The sequence below is a fragment of the Streptomyces sp. NBC_00193 genome, from assembly GCF_026342735.1.
Taxonomy (GTDB): domain Bacteria; phylum Actinomycetota; class Actinomycetes; order Streptomycetales; family Streptomycetaceae; genus Streptomyces; species Streptomyces stoeckheimensis.
The window spans coordinates 3,036,402-3,053,686 of record NZ_JAPEMM010000001.1 but is presented as its reverse complement, the minus strand read 5'-3'; the positions used below and the strand labels follow the sequence as shown (position 1 = coordinate 3,053,686).

Below are 17,285 nucleotides of genomic sequence, written 5' to 3'. Positions count from 1 at the left end.
CACAAGACACCCTGCCCTGGGGAGATGTTGTGGTCATCCTTATTACATTTTTATATCGACCGGTTTCAGTCCTCGTGACGCCGCTTTCCATCCAGTTCGTCCCACCACTCGTCGGACTTCGCGTCACCCGAGGGGTCGTCCCACCAGCGGTCATCGGGGCCGCGCCGGTTCGCGACCATCGCGGCGACCGGGGGGATGACCATGGCGACCACGCACAGCGCCACGGCGGCCTCGACGGACCACAGGCGCACGAAGGACCAGGCGGAGACGAAGAGGAACAGGCATCCGCCCATGAGCAGGAAGTAGGCGCGCCGGCGCCGGGCGTACATGCCTCCAGGGTAGAGCGGCCCCCCGCTCCCGGGGAGGCCCGGAACGACACGAAGGGCCGCACCCCGATCCGATGGCGTCCAACCCCCGGGGGTGCGGCCCTTCGGCCGGTCATACGGCCCTTCGGCCGGTCATACGGTCACACAGGTGCGGTGCTCAGACCGCGATCGCCACGTCCGTGACGCCGCCGGACTCGACGACGACCACGGCTCGGTCCGCCTGGGCGCCGGGCACGAGCGCGCGCAGCGTCCAGGAGCCCTCGGCCGCGTAGAAGCGGAACTGGCCGGTGGCCGAGGTCGGGACCTCGGCGGTGAACTCGCCGGTCGAGTCCAGCAGACGGACGTAGCCGCTGATGGGCTCGCCGTCCTTGGTGACCTGGCCCTGGATGGCCGTCTCACCGGGCTTCAGCGTCGAGAGGTCGGGCCCGCCGATCTTTGCTCCACACATGTTCTCTGTCCTGTCCTAGAGAGGTATGACTACGGGGCGTCGCGTGCCCCGAAATACTGGGTGCCCGGAACTACTTGTTGGCGCCGAGCTCGATCGGCACGCCGACCAGCGAGCCGTACTCGGTCCACGAGCCGTCGTAGTTCTTGACGTTCTCCTGGCCCAGGAGCTCGTGCAGCACGAACCAGGTGAGCGCGGAGCGCTCACCGATGCGGCAGTAGGCGATGGTGTCCTTCGCCAGGTCGACCTGCTCGGCCTGGTAGAGGGCGGTGAGCTCCTCGTCGGACTTGAAGGTGCCGTCGTCGTTGGCGTTCTTCGACCACGGGATGTTGCGGGCGCTCGGGATGTGACCCGGACGCTGCGACTGCTCCTGCGGGAGGTGCGCCGGCGCGAGCAGCTTGCCGGAGAACTCGTCGGGCGAGCGGACGTCGACCAGGTTCTTGGTGCCGATCGCGGCGACCGCGTCGTCACGGAAGGCGCGGATCGAGGTGTCCTGGGCCTTGGCCTTGTACTCGGTGGCCGGGCGGTTCGGGACCTCGGTGCCGTCGACCAGGTCGCGGGAGTCGAGCTCCCACTTCTTGCGGCCGCCGTCGAGCAGGCGGACGTCCTGGTGGCCGTAGAGCTTGAAGTACCAGTAGGCGTAGGACGCGAACCAGTTGTTGTTGCCGCCGTAGAGGACGACGGTGTCGTCGTTGGAGATGCCCTTGGCGGAGAGGAGCTTCTCGAAGCCCTCCTGGTCCACGAAGTCGCGGCGGACCGGGTCCTGGAGGTCGCTCTTCCAGTCGATCCGGACGGCGTTGGTGATGTGGTTCTTGTCGTACGCGGACGTGTCCTCGTCCACCTCGACGATGACGACGTTGGCGTCGTTCAGGTGGGCCTCGACCCAGTCGGCGTCTACGAGGACGTCGCTGCGGCTCATGATGTTCTCCTCCGGGGCAGTGTGCGGCGGGGTGGTGCTGGTGGTGCGGGGTGCGTGCGTCCGGGTGTTCCCCCAGCTACCGCTGGGAGGTGCCCCCGGCGGATCCTGTTGCGGGGAGGCCCCAGGAGGGCGGGAGGCAGAGGTGGTCGCACGGGAAAGAGAAAGCGGAAGGCCGTCGTCCGGCTGTGGAGCGGGATGCGCTCACACGTCACATGGATCGACAGAGCATGGCGGCGACGCGACACAGGTCTACTGCCCGCCGCTTCGTGAGGTCCGCCTGCTGATGCTTCATAGCCATGGATCGTAGGGACGAATCGGCCGCCCTGTCACCGCCGTGTCATATATCGAGACAGGATCGTCCGTATAGTGGGATCGGAGCCCTTGCCGATCTTCCGGCGCGGGGCGCCCGGGGCCCCGAAAGGCCCTCCCATCTGCGGATCGGACCCTCTCGTCTCACTATCCGGCCAGGGCCAGATTCGTACCGCCCAGAGTGAGCTCCAGACCCGCCTCGTCCGAGGTCAGCGTCGTCAGCTGGACCCCCGACGGCAGACCGCCGTCGATCCGCCGGTCGAAGTCGGTCTTCTTGCGCACCACGGCCTCGATCCCGGGCAGGCCCTCACCCGGCACCTCGTCGGCGCGGACCCGGACGGTCTTCCCGCCCTTTCCGTCGCCGGCGTCGACCAGCGAGACCGTCGAGATCACACTGCGGCTGAGCGTCCTGCCGAGGAACTCCACGCGCGCGGTGACCTTCAGCTTGCCCGGCGCACCGCCGTAGGCGACCGTCACCCCGGGCTGGGCGGCCGCGGTCAGGTCGGCGTATGAGACGAGGGCCGAGCCCTTGGCTGAGCGGGCGGTGCCGCCGTTGTAGTCGCCGTTCAGCTCCACTCCCCGGAAGGCGACCCGCAGCCGGGACAGGTGCGTCGTACGGCCGTCCGCGGTCGCCACGTCGACGCCGGCCACCTTCAGGTCCACCTGGTCGAGGTCGCGGGAGAGCGCCTGGGTCAGGAAGGGGAACCCCTGGATGCCCACCTCCACTCCCGACAGGCCCTGCCGGGCCTGGATCCGCTCCGCCATCCGGTCCTCGGCATAGCCGGCCGCCCAGCGGTCCAGCCCGACGAACAGGCCACCGAGGACCACTCCGATGATCACCACGACACGCAGGACACGCACGTGCCCACCCCCCAGACGATTGGTACGTCGGCCCAGTGGACCATGTCCGGCCGTGAGGGCGCTGTGAGCTGATGCGACAACGCCCGCCCCGGGCAAGCGGGGCGGGCGGTCTTGGAAGGGCGGCAGGGGGAGGCCGGGGCCTCAGCCCACCACCCGGCCGATCAGATAGACCGCCGGGGCCGCCGCGGCCAGCGGCAGCGCGACACCGGCCGTCATGTGGACGAACTTCGACGGGTAGTCGTACGCCGCCACGCGCAGCCCGATCAGCGCGCACACACCGGCCGCCAGGCCGATCAGCGCACCGCCCGCGCCGACGGACGTCAGCCCGCCCACGGCGATGCCCGCACCGGCCGCGGCGGCCAGCGAGACGCCGACCGAGGGCGCGGTGGGCAGCGGGAGCGCCCGGGCGAAGACGGCCACCGCCACGGCGGCGGCCCCCACGCTCGCGGCGGCGGAGTCGGCCGCGAGGTAGCCGGCGCAGACGATGGCCAGCGCGGCCGAAGCCACCGAGGCCATCAGCCCGTACATCCGCTCGTCCGGATCGGCGTGGCTGCGCAGCTGGAGCACCAGCGTCAGCAGCACCCAGGCGCCGAGGGTGCCGACGATCGCGCCGGGGCCGTACGGCTCGTCCACCGCGAGCACGGCCCCGTCGGCGACGAGCGCCCCGGCGAAGGCCAGGGCGATGCCCTGACGGGCCGGCCACATGCCGTTGAGCCGGAACCAGCCCGCCGCTGTGAGGCCCTGGAGGGCGATCAGCGGCGCGAGCAGCGCGAGCTCGCCCAGAGCGGCGGCGGCCGCGATGACCAGCCCGAGGGCGGCCGTCAGTATGGCCGCCTGCGGACCGGGATCGATGATCGGCGAGCGGCCTTCGGCGCGGGCCTGGGCCGGGTCCACGGCGCGCAGCGTGTTGCCGGCGAGCGTGGGCGGCGACCAGGCGGGCTCCTCCTCGGCGGTCCCGCCGGCCACCGCGTCCGCGGCGGGAGCCCCGACCGGGACCTCGGCCGCCTGCTGCGGGAGGTACGGGGCCTGCTCCGCGACCCACTCCTGGCCGGGGGCCGGAGCCGGAGCCTGGGCCTGCGCCGGAGCCGGAGCCTGGGCCTGCGCCTGGAACGGGTCGGCCGGGCCGGGGTAGGCGGGCGGCGGGTACGCCGACTCCCCCCACTGCTGCTGCGGCTCGGCCTGCGGAGCCTGCGCGGCCGGCGCCTCGTCGCGGAACCAGTGGTCCGGGGCCGCGACCGGAGCCGGGGCCGGGGACTGCGGGTAGCCGGCCGGCGCCGCGTAGGGATCCGCGTAGGGGTCGGCGTACGCCTGCTGCTGCCCCCACTCCTGGCCGGAGACGGGCGCCTGGGGCTGAGGCTGTGCCTGTTGCTGGGCCTGCTGCTGGTCCTGCGCGGCCTGCGGCTCCTCACGGAACCAGCCCTCGGGGGCGACCGGGTACTGCGCCGGTACGCCCTCCAGCGGGGCCTGGACCGGCTGGTACGAGGTGTCCCACGTCGGGGACTGCCAGGTCTGGGTCCCGTACGGATCGGGCTGCTCTTGCTGTTGCTGCAGTTGCTGTTGCTGGAGTTGCTGCAGTTGCTGCTGCTGTTCCTCAGGCGTGCTCATGGGACTCCGCTCACCCGCCCGCGAACGGCGGGAGCACCTCGACGGTGCCCCCCTCGGTCAGCTCGACGGAATCGTGCGGGCGCTTGCCCACGGGCTCTTCGTTCACGAGGAAGGAGCAGCGCAGCAGGACCCGGGTCAGCTCCCCGGGGTGGCGTTCCCGCACGGCGTCGAGCGCCTCGGCCAGTGTCCGCGCCGAGTACGGCTCCTCCGCCGTCTTGGCCGCGGCCTTCGCCGCCGCCCAGTAGCGGATGGTTCCGGTTGCCACTGCACGCTCCTCTCGTCGGCGCTCTGCCGTCGGCCTCCATCATGACCCCTCGCGCCCCCGATCCCGGCGTGCCTCCGCGCGCCCCGCGTGCGCCCGAGCGGCCCGCACCGGGTCCACCGATCCGGTGAAACCGGCGCATATGCAGGTCCCGGGGGTGGTGGGAACCACAGAAGTGGAAGGCTCCGAAGCCTCGGCCCGGCCGGGGCGGGTGGGCTATTCTGCTGGCGAGAGGATCCGGGCAACGTAGCCCCCGGGTCCTTTTGTGCTTTCAGCACGTTGAACGGACCGAGAACAGTGGTATCCATCCGGACCTCAGGGCGCGGGGACCGGACGGACACCAGGCAAGTCGTACGAAGCAGTGCCGCGAAAGTCCTCGACGGGACCGAGGAGGAACCGACGTGATGGACCAGCGAACCGTCGTGCAAGTGCAGGTGCAGGCAGAGGTACAGGCGCACGCACCTGCGCACGCACACCACCAGCACCACCGCTCGACCCGGGCGGGTGGTCGGGCATGAGCTCACTCCTGCTCCTGACCAACGCCCTGCAGCCCTCGACCGAGGTCCTGCCGGCCCTCGGCCTGCTGCTCCACAGCGTCCGGGTGGCTCCGGCCGAGGGCCCCGCCCTCGTGGACACACCGGGTGCCGACGTGATCCTCGTCGACGGCCGCCGCGACCTGCCCCAGGTGCGGTCGCTGTGCCAGCTGCTGCGCTCCACGGGGCCCGGCTGTCCGCTGATCCTCGTCGTCACCGAGGGCGGCCTCGCGGCCGTCACCGCCGACTGGGGCATCGACGACGTCCTCCTCGACACCGCGGGACCGGCGGAGGTCGAAGCGCGGCTGCGCCTCGCCACCGGCCGCCAGCAGCTCGGCTCGGACGACTCCCCCATGGAGATCCGCAACGGCGACCTGTCGGTCGACGAGGCGACGTACTCCGCGAAGCTGAAGGGCCGGGTCCTGGACCTGACCTTCAAGGAGTTCGAGCTCCTGAAGTACCTCGCCCAGCACCCGGGCCGGGTCTTCACCCGTGCGCAGCTCCTCCAGGAGGTGTGGGGCTACGACTACTTCGGCGGCACCCGCACCGTCGACGTGCACGTACGGCGACTGCGCGCGAAACTCGGGCCCGAGCACGAGTCGCTGATCGGTACCGTCCGCAACGTCGGGTACCGCTTCGTCACCCCGGAGAAGGTGGAACGGGCGGCGGCGGAAGCGGCCGCGCAGGCGGCGACGAAGGCGGCGGCCGAGGCCTCCGCGCGGGCCGCGGCGGCGCTCACCCGGATGGACTAGAGGGCGCGTGGAAAAGCTGTGGGAATGACCTCCTCCGGACGCCCTGCCCAGAGGTAGGTCACCCCGCGTAGACTTCCGCGCGTGGCCAAGGTGACGCGGGATGACGTGGCACGACTTGCGGGTACTTCTACCGCCGTCGTGAGCTACGTCATCAACAACGGACCCAGGCCGGTTGCCCCGGCCACGCGCGAGCGTGTCCTCGCCGCGATCAAGGAGCTGGGCTACCGCCCGGACCGGGTCGCGCAGGCGATGGCCTCACGCCGCACCGACCTCATAGGCATGATCGTCCCCGATGCCCGCCAGCCGTTCTTCGCGGAGATGGCGCACGCGGTCGAGCAGGCCGCCGCCGAGCGCGGAAAGATGGTGCTGGTCGGCAACTCCGACTACCGCACCGAGCGCGAGGTCCACTATCTGCGGGCCTTCCTCGGGATGCGGGTCTCCGGCCTGATCCTGGTCAGCCAGGGCATGAGCGAGCAGGCGGCGTCCGAGATCGAGGCCTGGGACGCCCGCGTGGTCCTCCTCCACGAGCGCCCCGAGGCCATCGACGACGTCGCCGTCGTCACGGACGACATCGGCGGCGCGCAGCTCGCCACCCGGCACCTCCTCGAACACGGCCACCCCTACGTGGCCTGCCTGGGCGGCGTCGAGAGCACCCCCGAGGTCGGCGACCCGGTGGCCGACCACGTCGAGGGCTGGCGGCGGGCCATGCTCGAATCGGGCCGCTCGGTGGAGGGCCGGCTCTTCCAGGCCCCGTACAACCGCTACGACGCGTACAAGGTGGCCCTGGAGGTCCTCGCCGGACCGGACCGCCCGCCGGCGATCTTCTGCGCTACGGACGACCAGGCGATCGGCGTCCTGCGCGCCGCGCGCGAGCTGCGCATCGACGTGCCCGGGGAGCTGGCGGTGGCCGGCTTCGACGACGTCAAGGAGGCGGCCCTGACGGACCCGCCCCTCACCACCATCGCCTCGGACCGCCCGGCGATGGCCCGCGCGGCGGTGGACCTCGTCCTGGACGACGGCCTGCGCGTGGCGGGCTCCCGCCGCGAACGCCTGAAGCAGTTCCCGTCGGCCCTGGTCATCCGCCGCTCCTGCGGCTGCCGCCCCTCTTAACGCGCCGCTCGCGCGGTGCGGCCCCTTGGGGGCCTTACCGGCTTCGCCGCGCTGCGCCGGACTCCGTCCGTCGGTGGCCGGTCGGGGCTGGCGCCCCTGCCGTCCCGGCGTGGGGTCCGGTGGGCGGGTGCGGGTGGTTCGGCCCTGCGGGGCAAGGTCCCCTACCCGCCCTTCGCCCGTTCCCCGGGGGCCAGCCCCCGGACCCCCGCTCCTCAAACGCCGGAGGGGCTGGATCTTCGCTGGCGCGGCCTGGATTGCCCGCAGGACAATTCCAGCCTCGCCGGCGTTTGAGGCGCGGGGTCTGGGGCGGAGCCCCAGGGGGTCCGGGCGCAGCCCGGGACCCCTCCTCAGCCCGTCCGGCGTTTGAGGACCGGGGTCCGGGCAGAGCCCGGGGAACGGTGGAAGGGCGGGTAGGGGACTTTGCCCCGCAGGGTCCACCCGGCCGCACCCGGGGGTGCCGGACCACACCCGGCCTTATATCGGGCATACACGGTTCTGTCGGGCTTCTCAGCGGGGACTCAGGAAGCTCTCATCATCGGCGGACACAGTCGTAGTCATGACCGAGAACCTCCGCCGCGAAGGCGAGTACCCCCAGGAGAACCGCCCCCAGCAGCCCGCCCCCTGGGGCGAGGACTGGCAGCGCGGTCGTGACCGGCTCGCACAGGACGCCGCGTACCCGCCGCCGCCCGCTTACCCCCCGGCCGCCCCGGCCCCCGGCTGGCACGAGGCGCACCAGCCCCCCGTCATCCAGGGCGAGACCGTCCCCCAGAACACCGGCGGCGGCAGCGGCAGCGGCAACGGCGGCTGGGCCACCTGGGGCGACGCCCCCGCGGCCCCCGCCCCCCAGGGCCCGGGCCACGCCCGCGCCAAGCGCCCGGTCGCCCTCCTCGCCGCCGTGGCCCTCGCGGCCGCCGTCGTCGGCGGCGGAACGGCAGCCGCCGTCCAGCAGATGCTGAACAAGACCAACGGCACCGGCACCGGCGTCAACGGCAGCACCATCTCCCAGTCGAGCAACGGCACCGTCTCCGGCGTCGCCGAGAACGTCAGCCCCTCCGTCGTCCGCATCGACACCAGCACCGCCTCCGGCCAGGGCACCGGCTCCGGCATCGTGATCACCGCCGACGGCGAGATCGTCACCAACAACCACGTGATCGACGGCGCCGCCAAGATCCAGGTGACGATGAGCGACGGCAAGAAGTACAGCGCGAAGATCGTCGGCACGGACCCGGACAAGGACCTCGCCCTCATCAAGCTGGAAGGCGCGAGCGGCCTCAAGCCCGCCGGCCTCGGCAACTCCGACAACATCAAGGTCGGCGACGAGGTCGTCGCCATCGGCTCCCCCGACCGCCTCACCGGCACGGTCACCAGCGGCATCGTCTCCGCCCTCAACCGCGAGGTGAACGTCCCGAAGTCCGAGAAGCAGCAGTCCCCGCAGGACGGCTTCCCGTTCTCCTACGGAGGCAAGCAGTTCAACGGGAACACCGGCACGGACACCACCTCGTACAAGGCCATCCAGACCGACGCCTCCCTCAACCCCGGCAACTCCGGCGGCGCCCTGGTCAACATGAACGGCGAGATCGTGGGCATGCCCTCCGCGATCTACTCCCCCTCCAGCGGCAGCGGCTCCGCCGGCAGCGTCGGCCTCGGCTTCGCCATCCCCGTCAACACGATCAAGGCCGACCTCCCCTCCCTGCGCAAGGGCGGCCCCGGCGGAGCGGGCAGCAACGGCAACGGCACAGACAGCGGCACCGGCAACACGGCGCCCGGTTTCGGAACCTCCTTCTAGCCCGCCCGTGCGAGCCTGGTAGGAGACCGACCACCACCTGGGGGGACCCCGTATGAGCGCCGAAGGCGACCAGCAGCGCATCCTCGTCGTCGACGACGAACCGGCCGTACGCGAGGCCCTGCGCCGCAGCCTGGCCTTCGAGGGGTACGGCACGCAGACCGCCATCGACGGACTCGACGCCCTCGACCGGGCGGACTCGTACCACCCCGACCTGATCATCCTGGACATCCAGATGCCGCGGATGGACGGCCTGACCGCCGCCCGCCGACTGCGCGCCGCCGGAAGCACCACGCCGGTCCTGATGCTGACCGCCCGCGACACGGTCGGCGACCGGGTCACCGGCCTCGACGCGGGCGCCGACGACTACCTGGTCAAGCCGTTCGAGCTGGACGAGCTCTTCGCCCGGGTCCGCGCCCTGCTGCGCCGCAGCTCCTACGCCGCCCCCGCGCACGGGGACGGCCAGCCCGGGGACGCCGACGCGCTGACCTTCGGCGACCTGCGCATGGACCTCGCCACCCGCGAGGTCACCCGCGGCGGGCGCCCGGTGGAGCTGACCCGTACCGAGTTCACCCTGCTGGAGATGTTCCTCGCGCACCCTCGCCAGGTCCTGACCCGCGAGCAGATCCTCAAGACCGTATGGGGCTTCGACTTCGAGCCGAGCTCCAACTCCCTGGACGTGTACGTGATGTACCTGCGCCGCAAGACCGAGGCCGGGGGCGAGCCCCGCCTGGTCCACACCGTACGAGGGGTGGGCTACGTCCTGCGCGCCGCCGGGGCCGGCGATACCGGCGGTCCGGAGTGAGCCCCACCGCCAGATTCCGCGCACTGCCGCTCCGCTCCCGCCTCGCCCTGCTGGTCACCGTCGCGGTGGCACTCGCGGTGGCGGCGGTCGCCGCGGTGTCCTGGGTGATGGTGCGCACGCAGCTGCGCGACCAGCTGGACAGCTCCCTGATGGCCACGAACGTGTCCGCGCAGGTGCTGCGGACCATCCGCGACGGCGCCTGCGTGGACAAGCCGCCGAGCCAGCCCGGCCAGGAGATCGCCGGGAACCTCAACGCGGTCGTGCAGATCGTGACGGCCGACGGCAACCACTGCTGGGTCAGCGGGACCACGACCCTGCCGGTGACCGCGCTGGACAAGGAGATCGCCGCGGGCGGGGCCCGCACCGGCGCCCTGCACGACGCGACCACCGCCGACGGCACCGAGATGCGCGTCTACACCCGGACCGCGCAGACCCAGCCGGGCTCGCCGGTCTTCGGCATCTCCATCGCCAAGCCACTGGCCGACATCGAGAAGCCCCTGTCCACCCTGGCCTGGGTGCTCGTCTTCGTCTCCGGCGTCGGCATCCTCGGCGCCGGCGTCGCCGGCCTCTGGGTGGCCCGTACGGGGCTGCGCCCGGTCGACGAACTGACCGGCGCCGTCGAGCACATCGCCCGCACCGAGGACCTGACCGTCCGGATCCCCGACGAGGGCGACGACGAGATCGCCCGCCTGTCGCGCTCCTTCAACTCGATGACCGCCGCGCTCGCCTCCTCCCAGGAGCGCCAGGCCCAGCTGATCGCGGACGCCGGCCACGAGCTGCGCACCCCGCTCACCTCGCTGCGCACCAACATCGAACTGCTGGCGCGCAGCGAGGAGACCGGCCGGGCCATCCCGCCGGAGGACCGCAAGGAGCTGCTGGCCTCGGTCAAGGCGCAGATGACGGAACTGGCCTCGCTGATCGGCGACTTGCAGGAGCTGTCCCGCCCGGACGCGGCCGCCCCCGGCCCCCTCGGCGTGGTGGCCCTGCACGAGATCGCGGGAGCGGCGCTGTCCCGGGCCCGGCTGCGCGGTCCGGAGCTGGAGTTCGACTCGGACCTGGCGCCCTGGTACGTACGCGGCGAGGCGGCGGCCCTGGAGCGGGCGGTGGTCAACGTCCTGGACAACGCGGTGAAGTTCAGCCCGCCGGGCAGCACGGTCACCGTGTCGCTGCGCGCGGGCGAGCTGACCGTACGGGACCGCGGGCCCGGCATCCCGGCCGACGACCTCCCGCACGTCTTCGAGCGGTTCTGGCGCTCCCCGTCCGCCCGGGCCCTGCCCGGCAGCGGCCTCGGCCTGTCCATCGTGGCCCGTACGGTGCAGCGCGCGGGCGGCACGGCCGCCCTGCGCGCCCCGGCGGACGGCGGCCCGGGCGCCGAGGCGGTCCTCAACATCCCGGGCGCCCCGGCTCCGCCGCCCGCGCAGACGTCAGTTGTGCCGGATCAGTGAGGCGACCAGGCCGGAGCGGGTGTTGGGGAAGTCCATCGGGACGATCCCGAGCCCGGTCCGGCCGGCCAGCTCGGAGCCGTCGACGAAGGCGTGCACCTGCGGGTTGAGGCGGTCGGAGTTCCAGCGGGGCGGCAGGGCCGCGGCCGTGCTGGTGTAGTTCATGAAGAACCGGCCGGGCTGCTGGACGGCCTTGCGGAAGTGGTTCTCGATCTTGCCCCGCTTGGCGAAGGGCTCGGCCATGTAGTCGTCCTGGATGTCGAAGACGTTGCCGTCGCCGTAGCGCAGGCCGCCGGGCAGGCCGCCGTTGTCGGGGAGCAGCAGCACCTTGCCGCGGACCTGGCCGAGGGCGGGCAGCGAGTCCGCGATCTTGAACAGCGGGCTCCAGCCGCGGTTGTTCAGGTAGTCGTCGAAGACGGCGCGGAAGGTGGCGTCGCTCTCCTCGGAGTACTCCTGCTTGAGCCGCATCAGCACGGTCTCGGAGGGGTGCGCGGCGAGGAAGTTCCAGCAGGCGACGAGGACGTCGCCGAACATCAGGTTCTGGTAGTACGCGCCGTGGTGGATCGCGAACGATCCGCCGGTCACCCGGCAGCGGACGTCGAGGAAGCGGATCCCGGAGTCGAGCTGCGCGGCGATGGAGGTGTTCTGGCAGGCGACGTAGAGCCCGCCCCGGGTGGCGCCCGAGTCGTGGGTGCCGGGGATGGTCATCCGCTGGAGGGCGGTGGAGTCGCCGAGCCCGCTCATCCAGTCCTGGGTGCCTAGTGCGGCGGCGGAGGTGGCCCCGGTGGCGGCCGAGGCCGTCCCGGCGCCCGCGCCGAGCAGGGCCGCGCCGCCGAGGGCCGCCGCCCCCGCCAGGAAGCCGCGCCGCCGCAGCCCCGTACCCGCGCCCGCGCCCGTACCCGCGCCCGCATCCGTACGTTCTCCCGCGCCCGCATCCATGCCCGTGCCCACGCCCATGCCCGCCCCTTTGCCGACCCAGTGGTGGCCCGGATTATGGCGTGCGGAGCCATGCATTACTACCCACGGGTAGGCATTAGCTTTCGAGCAACTCCGCCATCGCGCGCAGCCCTTGGGCGAGGGACCGGCCGTCCGGCGCGTGCTCCGGGTCGGTCAGTACTTGCACCATGACCCCGGTCAGCAGCGCGATGTGCACCGAGCCGAGGCTCCGTACGTCCTCCTCGGCGACCTCCTCGACCGGGACCCCGCGCAGCTGCGCGGCCACCATGCGCCGGTTGTGACGCTGACCCTCGGCCAGGACGGCGAGCAGCTCGGGCGAGGACTGCGCGTGCACGAAGGCCTCGACGGAGGCGGTCCAGAGCCAGCGCATCTCGCCGAAGTCCCGGATCTTGCGGTCCCAGGTGTCGGCGTAGCGCTCCCGCGCGGTGTCGCCCTGCCCGGCGAGCCGGCCCGACCCCGCGGCCCACTCGTCCATGGCCGCGAACAGCGCCTGGTTGAGCAGCACCTCGCGGGTGCCGAAGTGGTAGCCGATCGCGGCCATGCTCACCTGCGCGGCCGAGGCGATGTCGCGCACGGTCGTGCGGAGGTACCCCTTCTCCTCCAGGCAGCGCCGGGCTCCGGCCAGCAGGTCCTCGCGATTTCCCATGCCGGGATCGTAGCCGCGCCACAGATTTGGGCAAGCGCCCTACACATGCGTATTGCGCGCTTGCCCAACTGCTGGCAGGCTGAACTCACGCCCACCGACCAGCACACACGGGGAGAGCAACGCCATGCGCCACGAGCTGAAGATCGACGACCGCACCCTGTCCTACCTGGACTTCGGCGGGCCCGGCCGCCCGCTGCTCGCCCTGCACGGCGGCATGTCCGAGGGCCTCGCCTTCGCCGCGCTCGCCGAGGCCCTGGGCGACACCTGGCGGGTCATCGCCCCCGACCAGCGGGGCCACGGGGACTCCGACCGGGCCGCCGACTACGGCCGGGCCGGCTACGTCTGCGACGCCGTCGCCCTCCTCGACCACCTCGGCCTCGACCAGCCCGTCGCCCTCCTCGGCTACTCGCTCGGCGGACTCAACGCCGTCCACCTGGCCGCCGCCCACCCCGAGCGGATCTCGGTGCTCGTCAACGCGGAAGCCGCCGTGGAGATCGACCCCGCCGACAGCGGCTGGATGGCCTTCCTGCGGGCCATGCGCTACTCCGCCCCCACCCGCGAGGAACTCCTCGAGGCGGCCGGGCCGGTGGGCTCCCAGTTCGTGGCCCAGGCCCTGCGCCCGCTGCCCGAGGGGGGCTGGCGGCTGCCGTTCCACCCGCAGGACATGCTCGACTCCGTCGAGGCCTGCCGCGGCGACCACCGGGCGGCCTGGCTCGCGAGCGACTGCCCGGCCCTGCTGATCCACGGCACGCGCAGCGCCTCCCTGCCGCAGGCACAGGCCGACGCGATGGTCACCCGGCGGCCCGGGACCTCGTACACGCCCCTGGACGGCGACCACTTCCTGCCGTTCACGCACCCCGCGGAGTTCCACGAGGCCGTCCGCGCCTTCCTGTCGGCGCACTGAGGACCCCCGGAACGAGGACCCCGGGAACGCCGAAGGGGCGGCAGGCCCGTGGCCCACCGCCCCTTCTTCGCTCAGGTGTTACTTGACGACCGTGATCCGGTCCGCCGCCGGCGGGGCCAGCGGCGCGGACGCCGAGGAGTGCCCCGTCAGGTAGGCGTTGAAGACGTCCAGGTCGGACGCGCCGACCAGCTTGTTCTTGTGCTCCTTCAGGACGGTGAAGCCGTCACCGCCGCCCGCGAGGAACTCGTTCATCGCGACCCGGTAGGTCGCGGCGGGGTCGATCGGCGCACCGTTCAGCTTCACCGAGTCCACGACGATGCGGTCCGCGCCCGCCTTGGTGGTGTCCAGGGTGTAGGAGAAGCCCTTGGAGATCTGCAGGATCTTCGGGTTCGCCCCGTTGACCGGACCGCTGACCTGCTGCTGGAGCATGGTGATCAGCTGGGCGCCGGTCAGGTCCACGACGTTCATCATGTTGGTGAACGGCTGGACCGTGTACGACTCCCCGTACGTCACCACCCCGTCGCCCTCGGCGCCGGCGGCCTTGTAGGCCAGGTCCGCGCGGATGCCGCCCGGGTTCATGACGGCGAGCTGGGCGCCGCCCTTGGCCGCCGGGGCCAGGGCCTCCAGCTGCGCGTCGGCGATCAGGTCACCGAGCGGCTTCTCGTACTCCGCCGAGCCGCGGCCCGGGATGTCGGCCGAGATGTAGCCCATCGGACGGTTCGCGATCGGCGCGGCCAGCGCGTTCCAGCGCTGGATCAGCTCGGTCAGGTCCGGTGCCTTGGGCTGGTCCCGGTTGACGACCTTCTGCACCACCAGCGGCGAGGCGACCGGCGTACGGACGATGTCCTTGGTCGCGCGGTCGTACGTCAGCGTGGTGTCCGTGAACAGCCGGCCGTACGAGGCGGCCGAGGTGACCGTGCGCGGGTTGCCCGCCGGGTCGGGGATGTTGCACGCGTACGCCTGGTGCGTGTGACCGGTGACCAGGGCGTCGACCTTCGGCGAAACGTTCTTCGCGATGTCGACGATGGCCCCGGAGATCCCGGCGCCGGCGCCCGGCACGTTGCAGTCGTAGTTGTACGCGCCGCTCGCGGGCAGACCGCCCTCGTGGATCAGCGCCACGATCGACTTCACGCCCTGCTTGTTCAGCTCGGCGGCGTACTTGTTGATCGTCTCGACCTCGTCGCCGAACTTGAGGCCCTTGACCCCGTCGGCGGTCACGACGTCCGGCGTGCCCTCCAGGGTGACGCCGATGAAGCCGATCTTCACGTCCCCCTTCTTCCAGACGAAGGTGGGGTTCATCATCGGACGCTTGGTCTTCTCGTCCACCACGTTCGCGGCGAGGTACTTGAAGTCGGCGCCGCCGAACTCCTTGCCGTACTCGAAGCAGCCCTCGACCGGGTGGCAGCCGCCGTACTGCATGCGGCGCAGCTCGGTCTTGCCCTCGTCGAACTCGTGGTTCCCGACGCTGCTCACGTCCAGGTCGAGGTCGTTGAGCGCCTCGATGGCCGGCTCGTCGTGGAAGAGGCCCGACACCATCGGGCTCGCGCCGATCATGTCGCCGGCCGCGGCCGTGACGGAGTACCGGTGGCCCTTGCGGGCCTCGCGCAGGCCGGTGGCGAGGTACTCGACGCCGCCCGCGGGTATGGCCTTGGTGGTGCCGTCGGCCTGACGCTCGGTCACGGTGCCCGAGGAACCCTGCGGGGGCTCCAGGGTGCCGTGGAGGTCGTTGAACGACAGCATCTGTACGTCGACGGTGCGGCCGTGGTCACGGCCGTACCCGTCACCACTCGCGGCTCCGGCCGGAAGGGCGGCGGCGATCATCGCACCGCCGGCCGTGGCCACGGCGAGGGCGGTGAGGGCCAACCGGCGGGTTCGGCGGTGCCGTTGTGGCGTCGCTGACATTTGTTCCCCTTTGTGGACAGCGATACATCTTGGGAGGTCTGCCGAAGCCTAGAGTCAACGCGCGTAGCGCGACAGGGGGTACCGGGTATCGAGCTGGTTACACACAGGAGAAGGACGGCCGTCCGCGGGCCCCGCCGGGCCGCAACCCCGCCGGGCCCCCACCGTGGTCGTAGGCTCGGTTCCATGACTGACGACGCAGCAGTGGTCCTGGAGCCGGGACGGCAGATCCAGACCCTCGACGAACTGACGGACGAACAGGCCGACGCCGTTCTCGCCCTGATCGAGGACGCGGCCCGCACCGACGGCACCACCGCCGTGTCCGAGCAGGGCCGGCTCCAGCTGCGCGGCGGAGCGCGGGAGGGGATCCGTCACTTCCTGCTCACCGCCGACGGGCGGCTCACCGCGTACGGACAACTGGAGGACACCGACCCGGTGGAGGCCCCCGCCGCCGAACTCGTCGTCCACCCCGCGCTGCGCGGACGCGGGCACGGGCGGGCGCTGGGCAGCGCCCTGCTGGCCGCCTCCGGCAAGCGGATCCGGGTGTGGGCGCACGGCGGCAAGTCGGCGGCCCGCCACCTCGCGCAGGTGCTCGGCCTGACCCTGTTCCGCGAACTGCGCCAGCTCCGCCGCCCGCTCGGCGCGGATGCGGCCCCCCTGCCGGAGGCCGTCCTGCCCGCGGGCGTGACCGTACGCACCTTCGTGCCCGGCTCCGACGACGCCGCCTGGCTGGCCGTCAACGCGGCGGCCTTCGCCCACCACCCCGAGCAGGGCTCGCTCACGCAGCGGGACCTGAACGACCGCATCGCGCAGCCCTGGTTCGACGCCAAGGGCTTCTTCCTCGCGGAGCGCGACGGCGAACTGATCGGCTTCCACTGGACGAAGGTGCACGCCGAGCAGCAGCTGGGCGAGGTCTACGTCCTCGGGGTGCGCCCCGGCTCCCAGGGCGGCGGCCTCGGCAAGGCCCTCACCGCGATCGGCCTGCGCCACCTGGCCGCGGCGGGCCTGCCCACGGCGATGCTCTACGTGGACGCCGACAACCCGGCGGCCCTGGCCGTGTACGAGGGCCTCGGCTTCTCCACCCACGAGGTGGACCTGATGTACCGCACGGAGAGCTGACCCGCCCCCGGCCCGGCCCGGCCCGCCGGGGGCCGGGCCGGGTGTCGTCCTCGTCCCTACTCGTCCCTACCCGGCCCTACTCGGCGCCCAGCTTGCAGGCGGCCTCCGCGGTCCCCTTGGTCACCCCGGCCCCCTCGGTCAGACCGCTCACGCACTCGTCCTGGGCGCCGGTCACCGCGATGTAGCAGGACGCACGGACGGACGCCGGAGCTTCGCCACCCTTCAGCTCCCGCTCGACCTGGTTGATGCACGCAGACACATCGGCGGGGGCCGCGTGGACGGCCGGAGCCACCAGGGACGCGCCACCGAGGGTGAGGCTCAGCCCGGCGAGAACACCGGCGATACGGGTCGACGTCCGCATACGACGCACCTGCTCTCCGAAACCACCGCGCGCCCCACACCAAGGCCCGGACCACGCGGGAACGGCGCCGAGCACGCGCAGCCGTCGTACGGCCGGAGCCCGGTCCCCGTACCGGACCGGCTCGGCAGGACATCCCTCCCTCCTACCGACGCTAGAACACCCCCCGCCCCCACGCACCCGCTGGCACCTCTCCCGCCGGCCAAGCACCCTCAGGCCCGCAGCGCGGGCTTCGCGGATGCGGCCCCGG

The 17,285-nt window shown here is 72.3% G+C and carries 18 protein-coding genes; 7 read left to right on the top strand and 11 right to left on the bottom strand.

Features of this window, described 5'->3' with window-relative positions; translation table 11 throughout:
• Window positions 1-65: 65 nt before the first annotated feature.
• From OG898_RS13530 to OG898_RS13505, 7 genes are all read right to left on the bottom strand, one after another.
• On the bottom strand, window positions 66-329 hold the full coding sequence (locus OG898_RS13530; protein ID WP_250744599.1) for a DUF3099 domain-containing protein: 264 nt from the start codon (window positions 327-329) through the stop codon (window positions 66-68).
• Window positions 330-483: 154 nt separating this feature from the next.
• Entirely contained in the window at window positions 484-774 is a 291-nt protein-coding gene (locus OG898_RS13525; protein ID WP_243339454.1) for a DUF1416 domain-containing protein, read from the bottom strand.
• Between the two features lie 70 nt (window positions 775-844).
• Window positions 845-1,690 carry a sulfurtransferase gene (locus OG898_RS13520; RefSeq protein WP_250744600.1) on the bottom strand — a complete coding sequence of 282 codons (846 nt, stop codon included), beginning with the start codon at window positions 1,688-1,690 and terminating at the stop codon, window positions 845-847.
• 208 nt (window positions 1,691-1,898) lie between these two features.
• Window positions 1,899-1,982 (bottom strand): putative leader peptide, encoded by an 84-nt coding sequence (locus OG898_RS36390; RefSeq protein ID WP_350206375.1) that lies wholly within the window; start codon window positions 1,980-1,982, stop codon window positions 1,899-1,901.
• A 164-nt stretch (window positions 1,983-2,146) separates the two neighbouring features.
• Window positions 2,147-2,860, bottom strand: a complete 714-nt coding sequence (locus OG898_RS13515) for a DUF2993 domain-containing protein (RefSeq protein WP_250744601.1) — start codon at window positions 2,858-2,860, stop codon at window positions 2,147-2,149.
• Between the two features lie 141 nt (window positions 2,861-3,001).
• The gene (locus tag OG898_RS13510) at window positions 3,002-4,465 is read right to left on the bottom strand and encodes a hypothetical protein (RefSeq protein WP_266956975.1); all 1,464 of its coding nucleotides are present in this window, start codon (window positions 4,463-4,465) and stop codon (window positions 3,002-3,004) included.
• Between the two features lie 10 nt (window positions 4,466-4,475).
• Window positions 4,476-4,730 carry a MoaD/ThiS family protein gene (locus OG898_RS13505; protein ID WP_112449116.1) on the bottom strand — a complete coding sequence of 85 codons (255 nt, stop codon included), beginning with the start codon at window positions 4,728-4,730 and terminating at the stop codon, window positions 4,476-4,478.
• 511 nt (window positions 4,731-5,241) lie between these two features.
• Here OG898_RS13505 and OG898_RS13500 point away from each other — a divergent pair.
• The 5 genes from OG898_RS13500 to OG898_RS13480 all read left to right on the top strand — a co-directional run bounded on the left by OG898_RS13500 (window position 5,242) and on the right by OG898_RS13480 (window position 11,155).
• On the top strand, window positions 5,242-6,012 hold the full coding sequence (locus OG898_RS13500) for a response regulator transcription factor (protein WP_243339450.1): 771 nt from the start codon (window positions 5,242-5,244) through the stop codon (window positions 6,010-6,012).
• A gap of 81 nt (window positions 6,013-6,093) precedes the next feature.
• A complete protein-coding gene (locus OG898_RS13495; protein ID WP_250744603.1) occupies window positions 6,094-7,122 on the top strand; it encodes a LacI family DNA-binding transcriptional regulator in 1,029 nt (342 codons plus the stop codon).
• 556 nt (window positions 7,123-7,678) lie between these two features.
• The gene (locus OG898_RS13490; RefSeq protein ID WP_266956972.1) at window positions 7,679-8,908 is read left to right on the top strand and encodes a S1C family serine protease; all 1,230 of its coding nucleotides are present in this window, start codon (window positions 7,679-7,681) and stop codon (window positions 8,906-8,908) included.
• 52 nt (window positions 8,909-8,960) lie between these two features.
• Window positions 8,961-9,710 carry a response regulator transcription factor gene (locus OG898_RS13485; RefSeq protein WP_266956970.1) on the top strand — a complete coding sequence of 250 codons (750 nt, stop codon included), beginning with the start codon at window positions 8,961-8,963 and terminating at the stop codon, window positions 9,708-9,710.
• Window positions 9,707-11,155: a cell wall metabolism sensor histidine kinase WalK gene (locus tag OG898_RS13480; RefSeq protein WP_250744606.1), complete on the top strand. Its 1,449-nt coding sequence runs from the start codon at window positions 9,707-9,709 to the stop codon at window positions 11,153-11,155. Before OG898_RS13485 ends, OG898_RS13480 begins: the two co-directional genes overlap by 4 nt.
• Here OG898_RS13480 and OG898_RS13475 read toward each other — a convergent pair.
• Entirely contained in the window at window positions 11,135-12,109 is a 975-nt protein-coding gene (locus OG898_RS13475; protein WP_266956967.1) for a phosphatidylinositol-specific phospholipase C, read from the bottom strand. The genes OG898_RS13480 and OG898_RS13475 overlap by 21 nt on opposite strands.
• Window positions 12,110-12,185: 76 nt before the next feature.
• Window positions 12,186-12,755 carry a TetR/AcrR family transcriptional regulator gene (locus tag OG898_RS13470; protein ID WP_250744607.1) on the bottom strand — a complete coding sequence of 190 codons (570 nt, stop codon included), beginning with the start codon at window positions 12,753-12,755 and terminating at the stop codon, window positions 12,186-12,188.
• A gap of 124 nt (window positions 12,756-12,879) precedes the next feature.
• Here OG898_RS13470 and OG898_RS13465 point away from each other — a divergent pair, with 124 nt between their 5' ends.
• On the top strand, window positions 12,880-13,659 hold the full coding sequence (locus OG898_RS13465; protein ID WP_266956965.1) for an alpha/beta fold hydrolase: 780 nt from the start codon (window positions 12,880-12,882) through the stop codon (window positions 13,657-13,659).
• Window positions 13,660-13,737: 78 nt separating this feature from the next.
• Here OG898_RS13465 and OG898_RS13460 read toward each other — a convergent pair whose 3' ends face one another.
• Window positions 13,738-15,561 carry a bifunctional UDP-sugar hydrolase/5'-nucleotidase gene (locus OG898_RS13460; protein WP_250744609.1) on the bottom strand — a complete coding sequence of 608 codons (1,824 nt, stop codon included), beginning with the start codon at window positions 15,559-15,561 and terminating at the stop codon, window positions 13,738-13,740.
• Window positions 15,562-15,744: 183 nt separating this feature from the next.
• Between OG898_RS13460 and mshD the strand changes: the two genes are divergently transcribed.
• Complete coding sequence (gene mshD / locus OG898_RS13455) at window positions 15,745-16,677, top strand: mycothiol synthase (RefSeq protein WP_250744610.1); 933 nt, start codon at window positions 15,745-15,747, stop codon at window positions 16,675-16,677.
• 76 nt (window positions 16,678-16,753) lie between these two features.
• Here mshD and OG898_RS13450 read toward each other — a convergent pair whose 3' ends face one another.
• Window positions 16,754-17,038, bottom strand: a complete 285-nt coding sequence (locus OG898_RS13450) for a hypothetical protein (protein ID WP_250744611.1) — start codon at window positions 17,036-17,038, stop codon at window positions 16,754-16,756.
• Between the last annotated feature and the right edge of the window lie 247 nt (window positions 17,039-17,285).

Bases quoted from the DNA above. Each gene is read 5' to 3' on its own strand.
- OG898_RS13530 (WP_250744599.1), bottom strand. From the start codon at position 329: ATGTACGCCCGGCGCCGGCGCGCCTACTTCCTGCTCATGGGCGGATGC.
- OG898_RS13525 (WP_243339454.1), bottom strand. From the start codon at position 774: ATGTGTGGAGCAAAGATCGGCGGGCCCGACCTCTCGACGCTGAAGCCC.
- OG898_RS13520 (WP_250744600.1), bottom strand. From the start codon at position 1,690: ATGAGCCGCAGCGACGTCCTCGTAGACGCCGACTGGGTCGAGGCCCAC.
- OG898_RS36390 (WP_350206375.1), bottom strand. From the start codon at position 1,982: ATGAAGCATCAGCAGGCGGACCTCACGAAGCGGCGGGCAGTAGACCTG.
- OG898_RS13510 (WP_266956975.1), bottom strand. From the start codon at position 4,465: ATGAGCACGCCTGAGGAACAGCAGCAGCAACTGCAGCAACTCCAGCAA.
- OG898_RS13500 (WP_243339450.1), top strand. From the start codon at position 5,242: ATGAGCTCACTCCTGCTCCTGACCAACGCCCTGCAGCCCTCGACCGAG.
- OG898_RS13490 (WP_266956972.1), top strand. From the start codon at position 7,679: ATGACCGAGAACCTCCGCCGCGAAGGCGAGTACCCCCAGGAGAACCGC.
- OG898_RS13485 (WP_266956970.1), top strand. From the start codon at position 8,961: ATGAGCGCCGAAGGCGACCAGCAGCGCATCCTCGTCGTCGACGACGAA.
- OG898_RS13475 (WP_266956967.1), bottom strand. From the start codon at position 12,109: ATGGGCGTGGGCACGGGCATGGATGCGGGCGCGGGAGAACGTACGGAT.
- OG898_RS13470 (WP_250744607.1), bottom strand. From the start codon at position 12,755: ATGGGAAATCGCGAGGACCTGCTGGCCGGAGCCCGGCGCTGCCTGGAG.
- OG898_RS13465 (WP_266956965.1), top strand. From the start codon at position 12,880: ATGCGCCACGAGCTGAAGATCGACGACCGCACCCTGTCCTACCTGGAC.
- OG898_RS13460 (WP_250744609.1), bottom strand. From the start codon at position 15,561: ATGTCAGCGACGCCACAACGGCACCGCCGAACCCGCCGGTTGGCCCTC.
- mshD (WP_250744610.1), top strand. From the start codon at position 15,745: ATGACTGACGACGCAGCAGTGGTCCTGGAGCCGGGACGGCAGATCCAG.
- OG898_RS13450 (WP_250744611.1), bottom strand. From the start codon at position 17,038: ATGCGGACGTCGACCCGTATCGCCGGTGTTCTCGCCGGGCTGAGCCTC.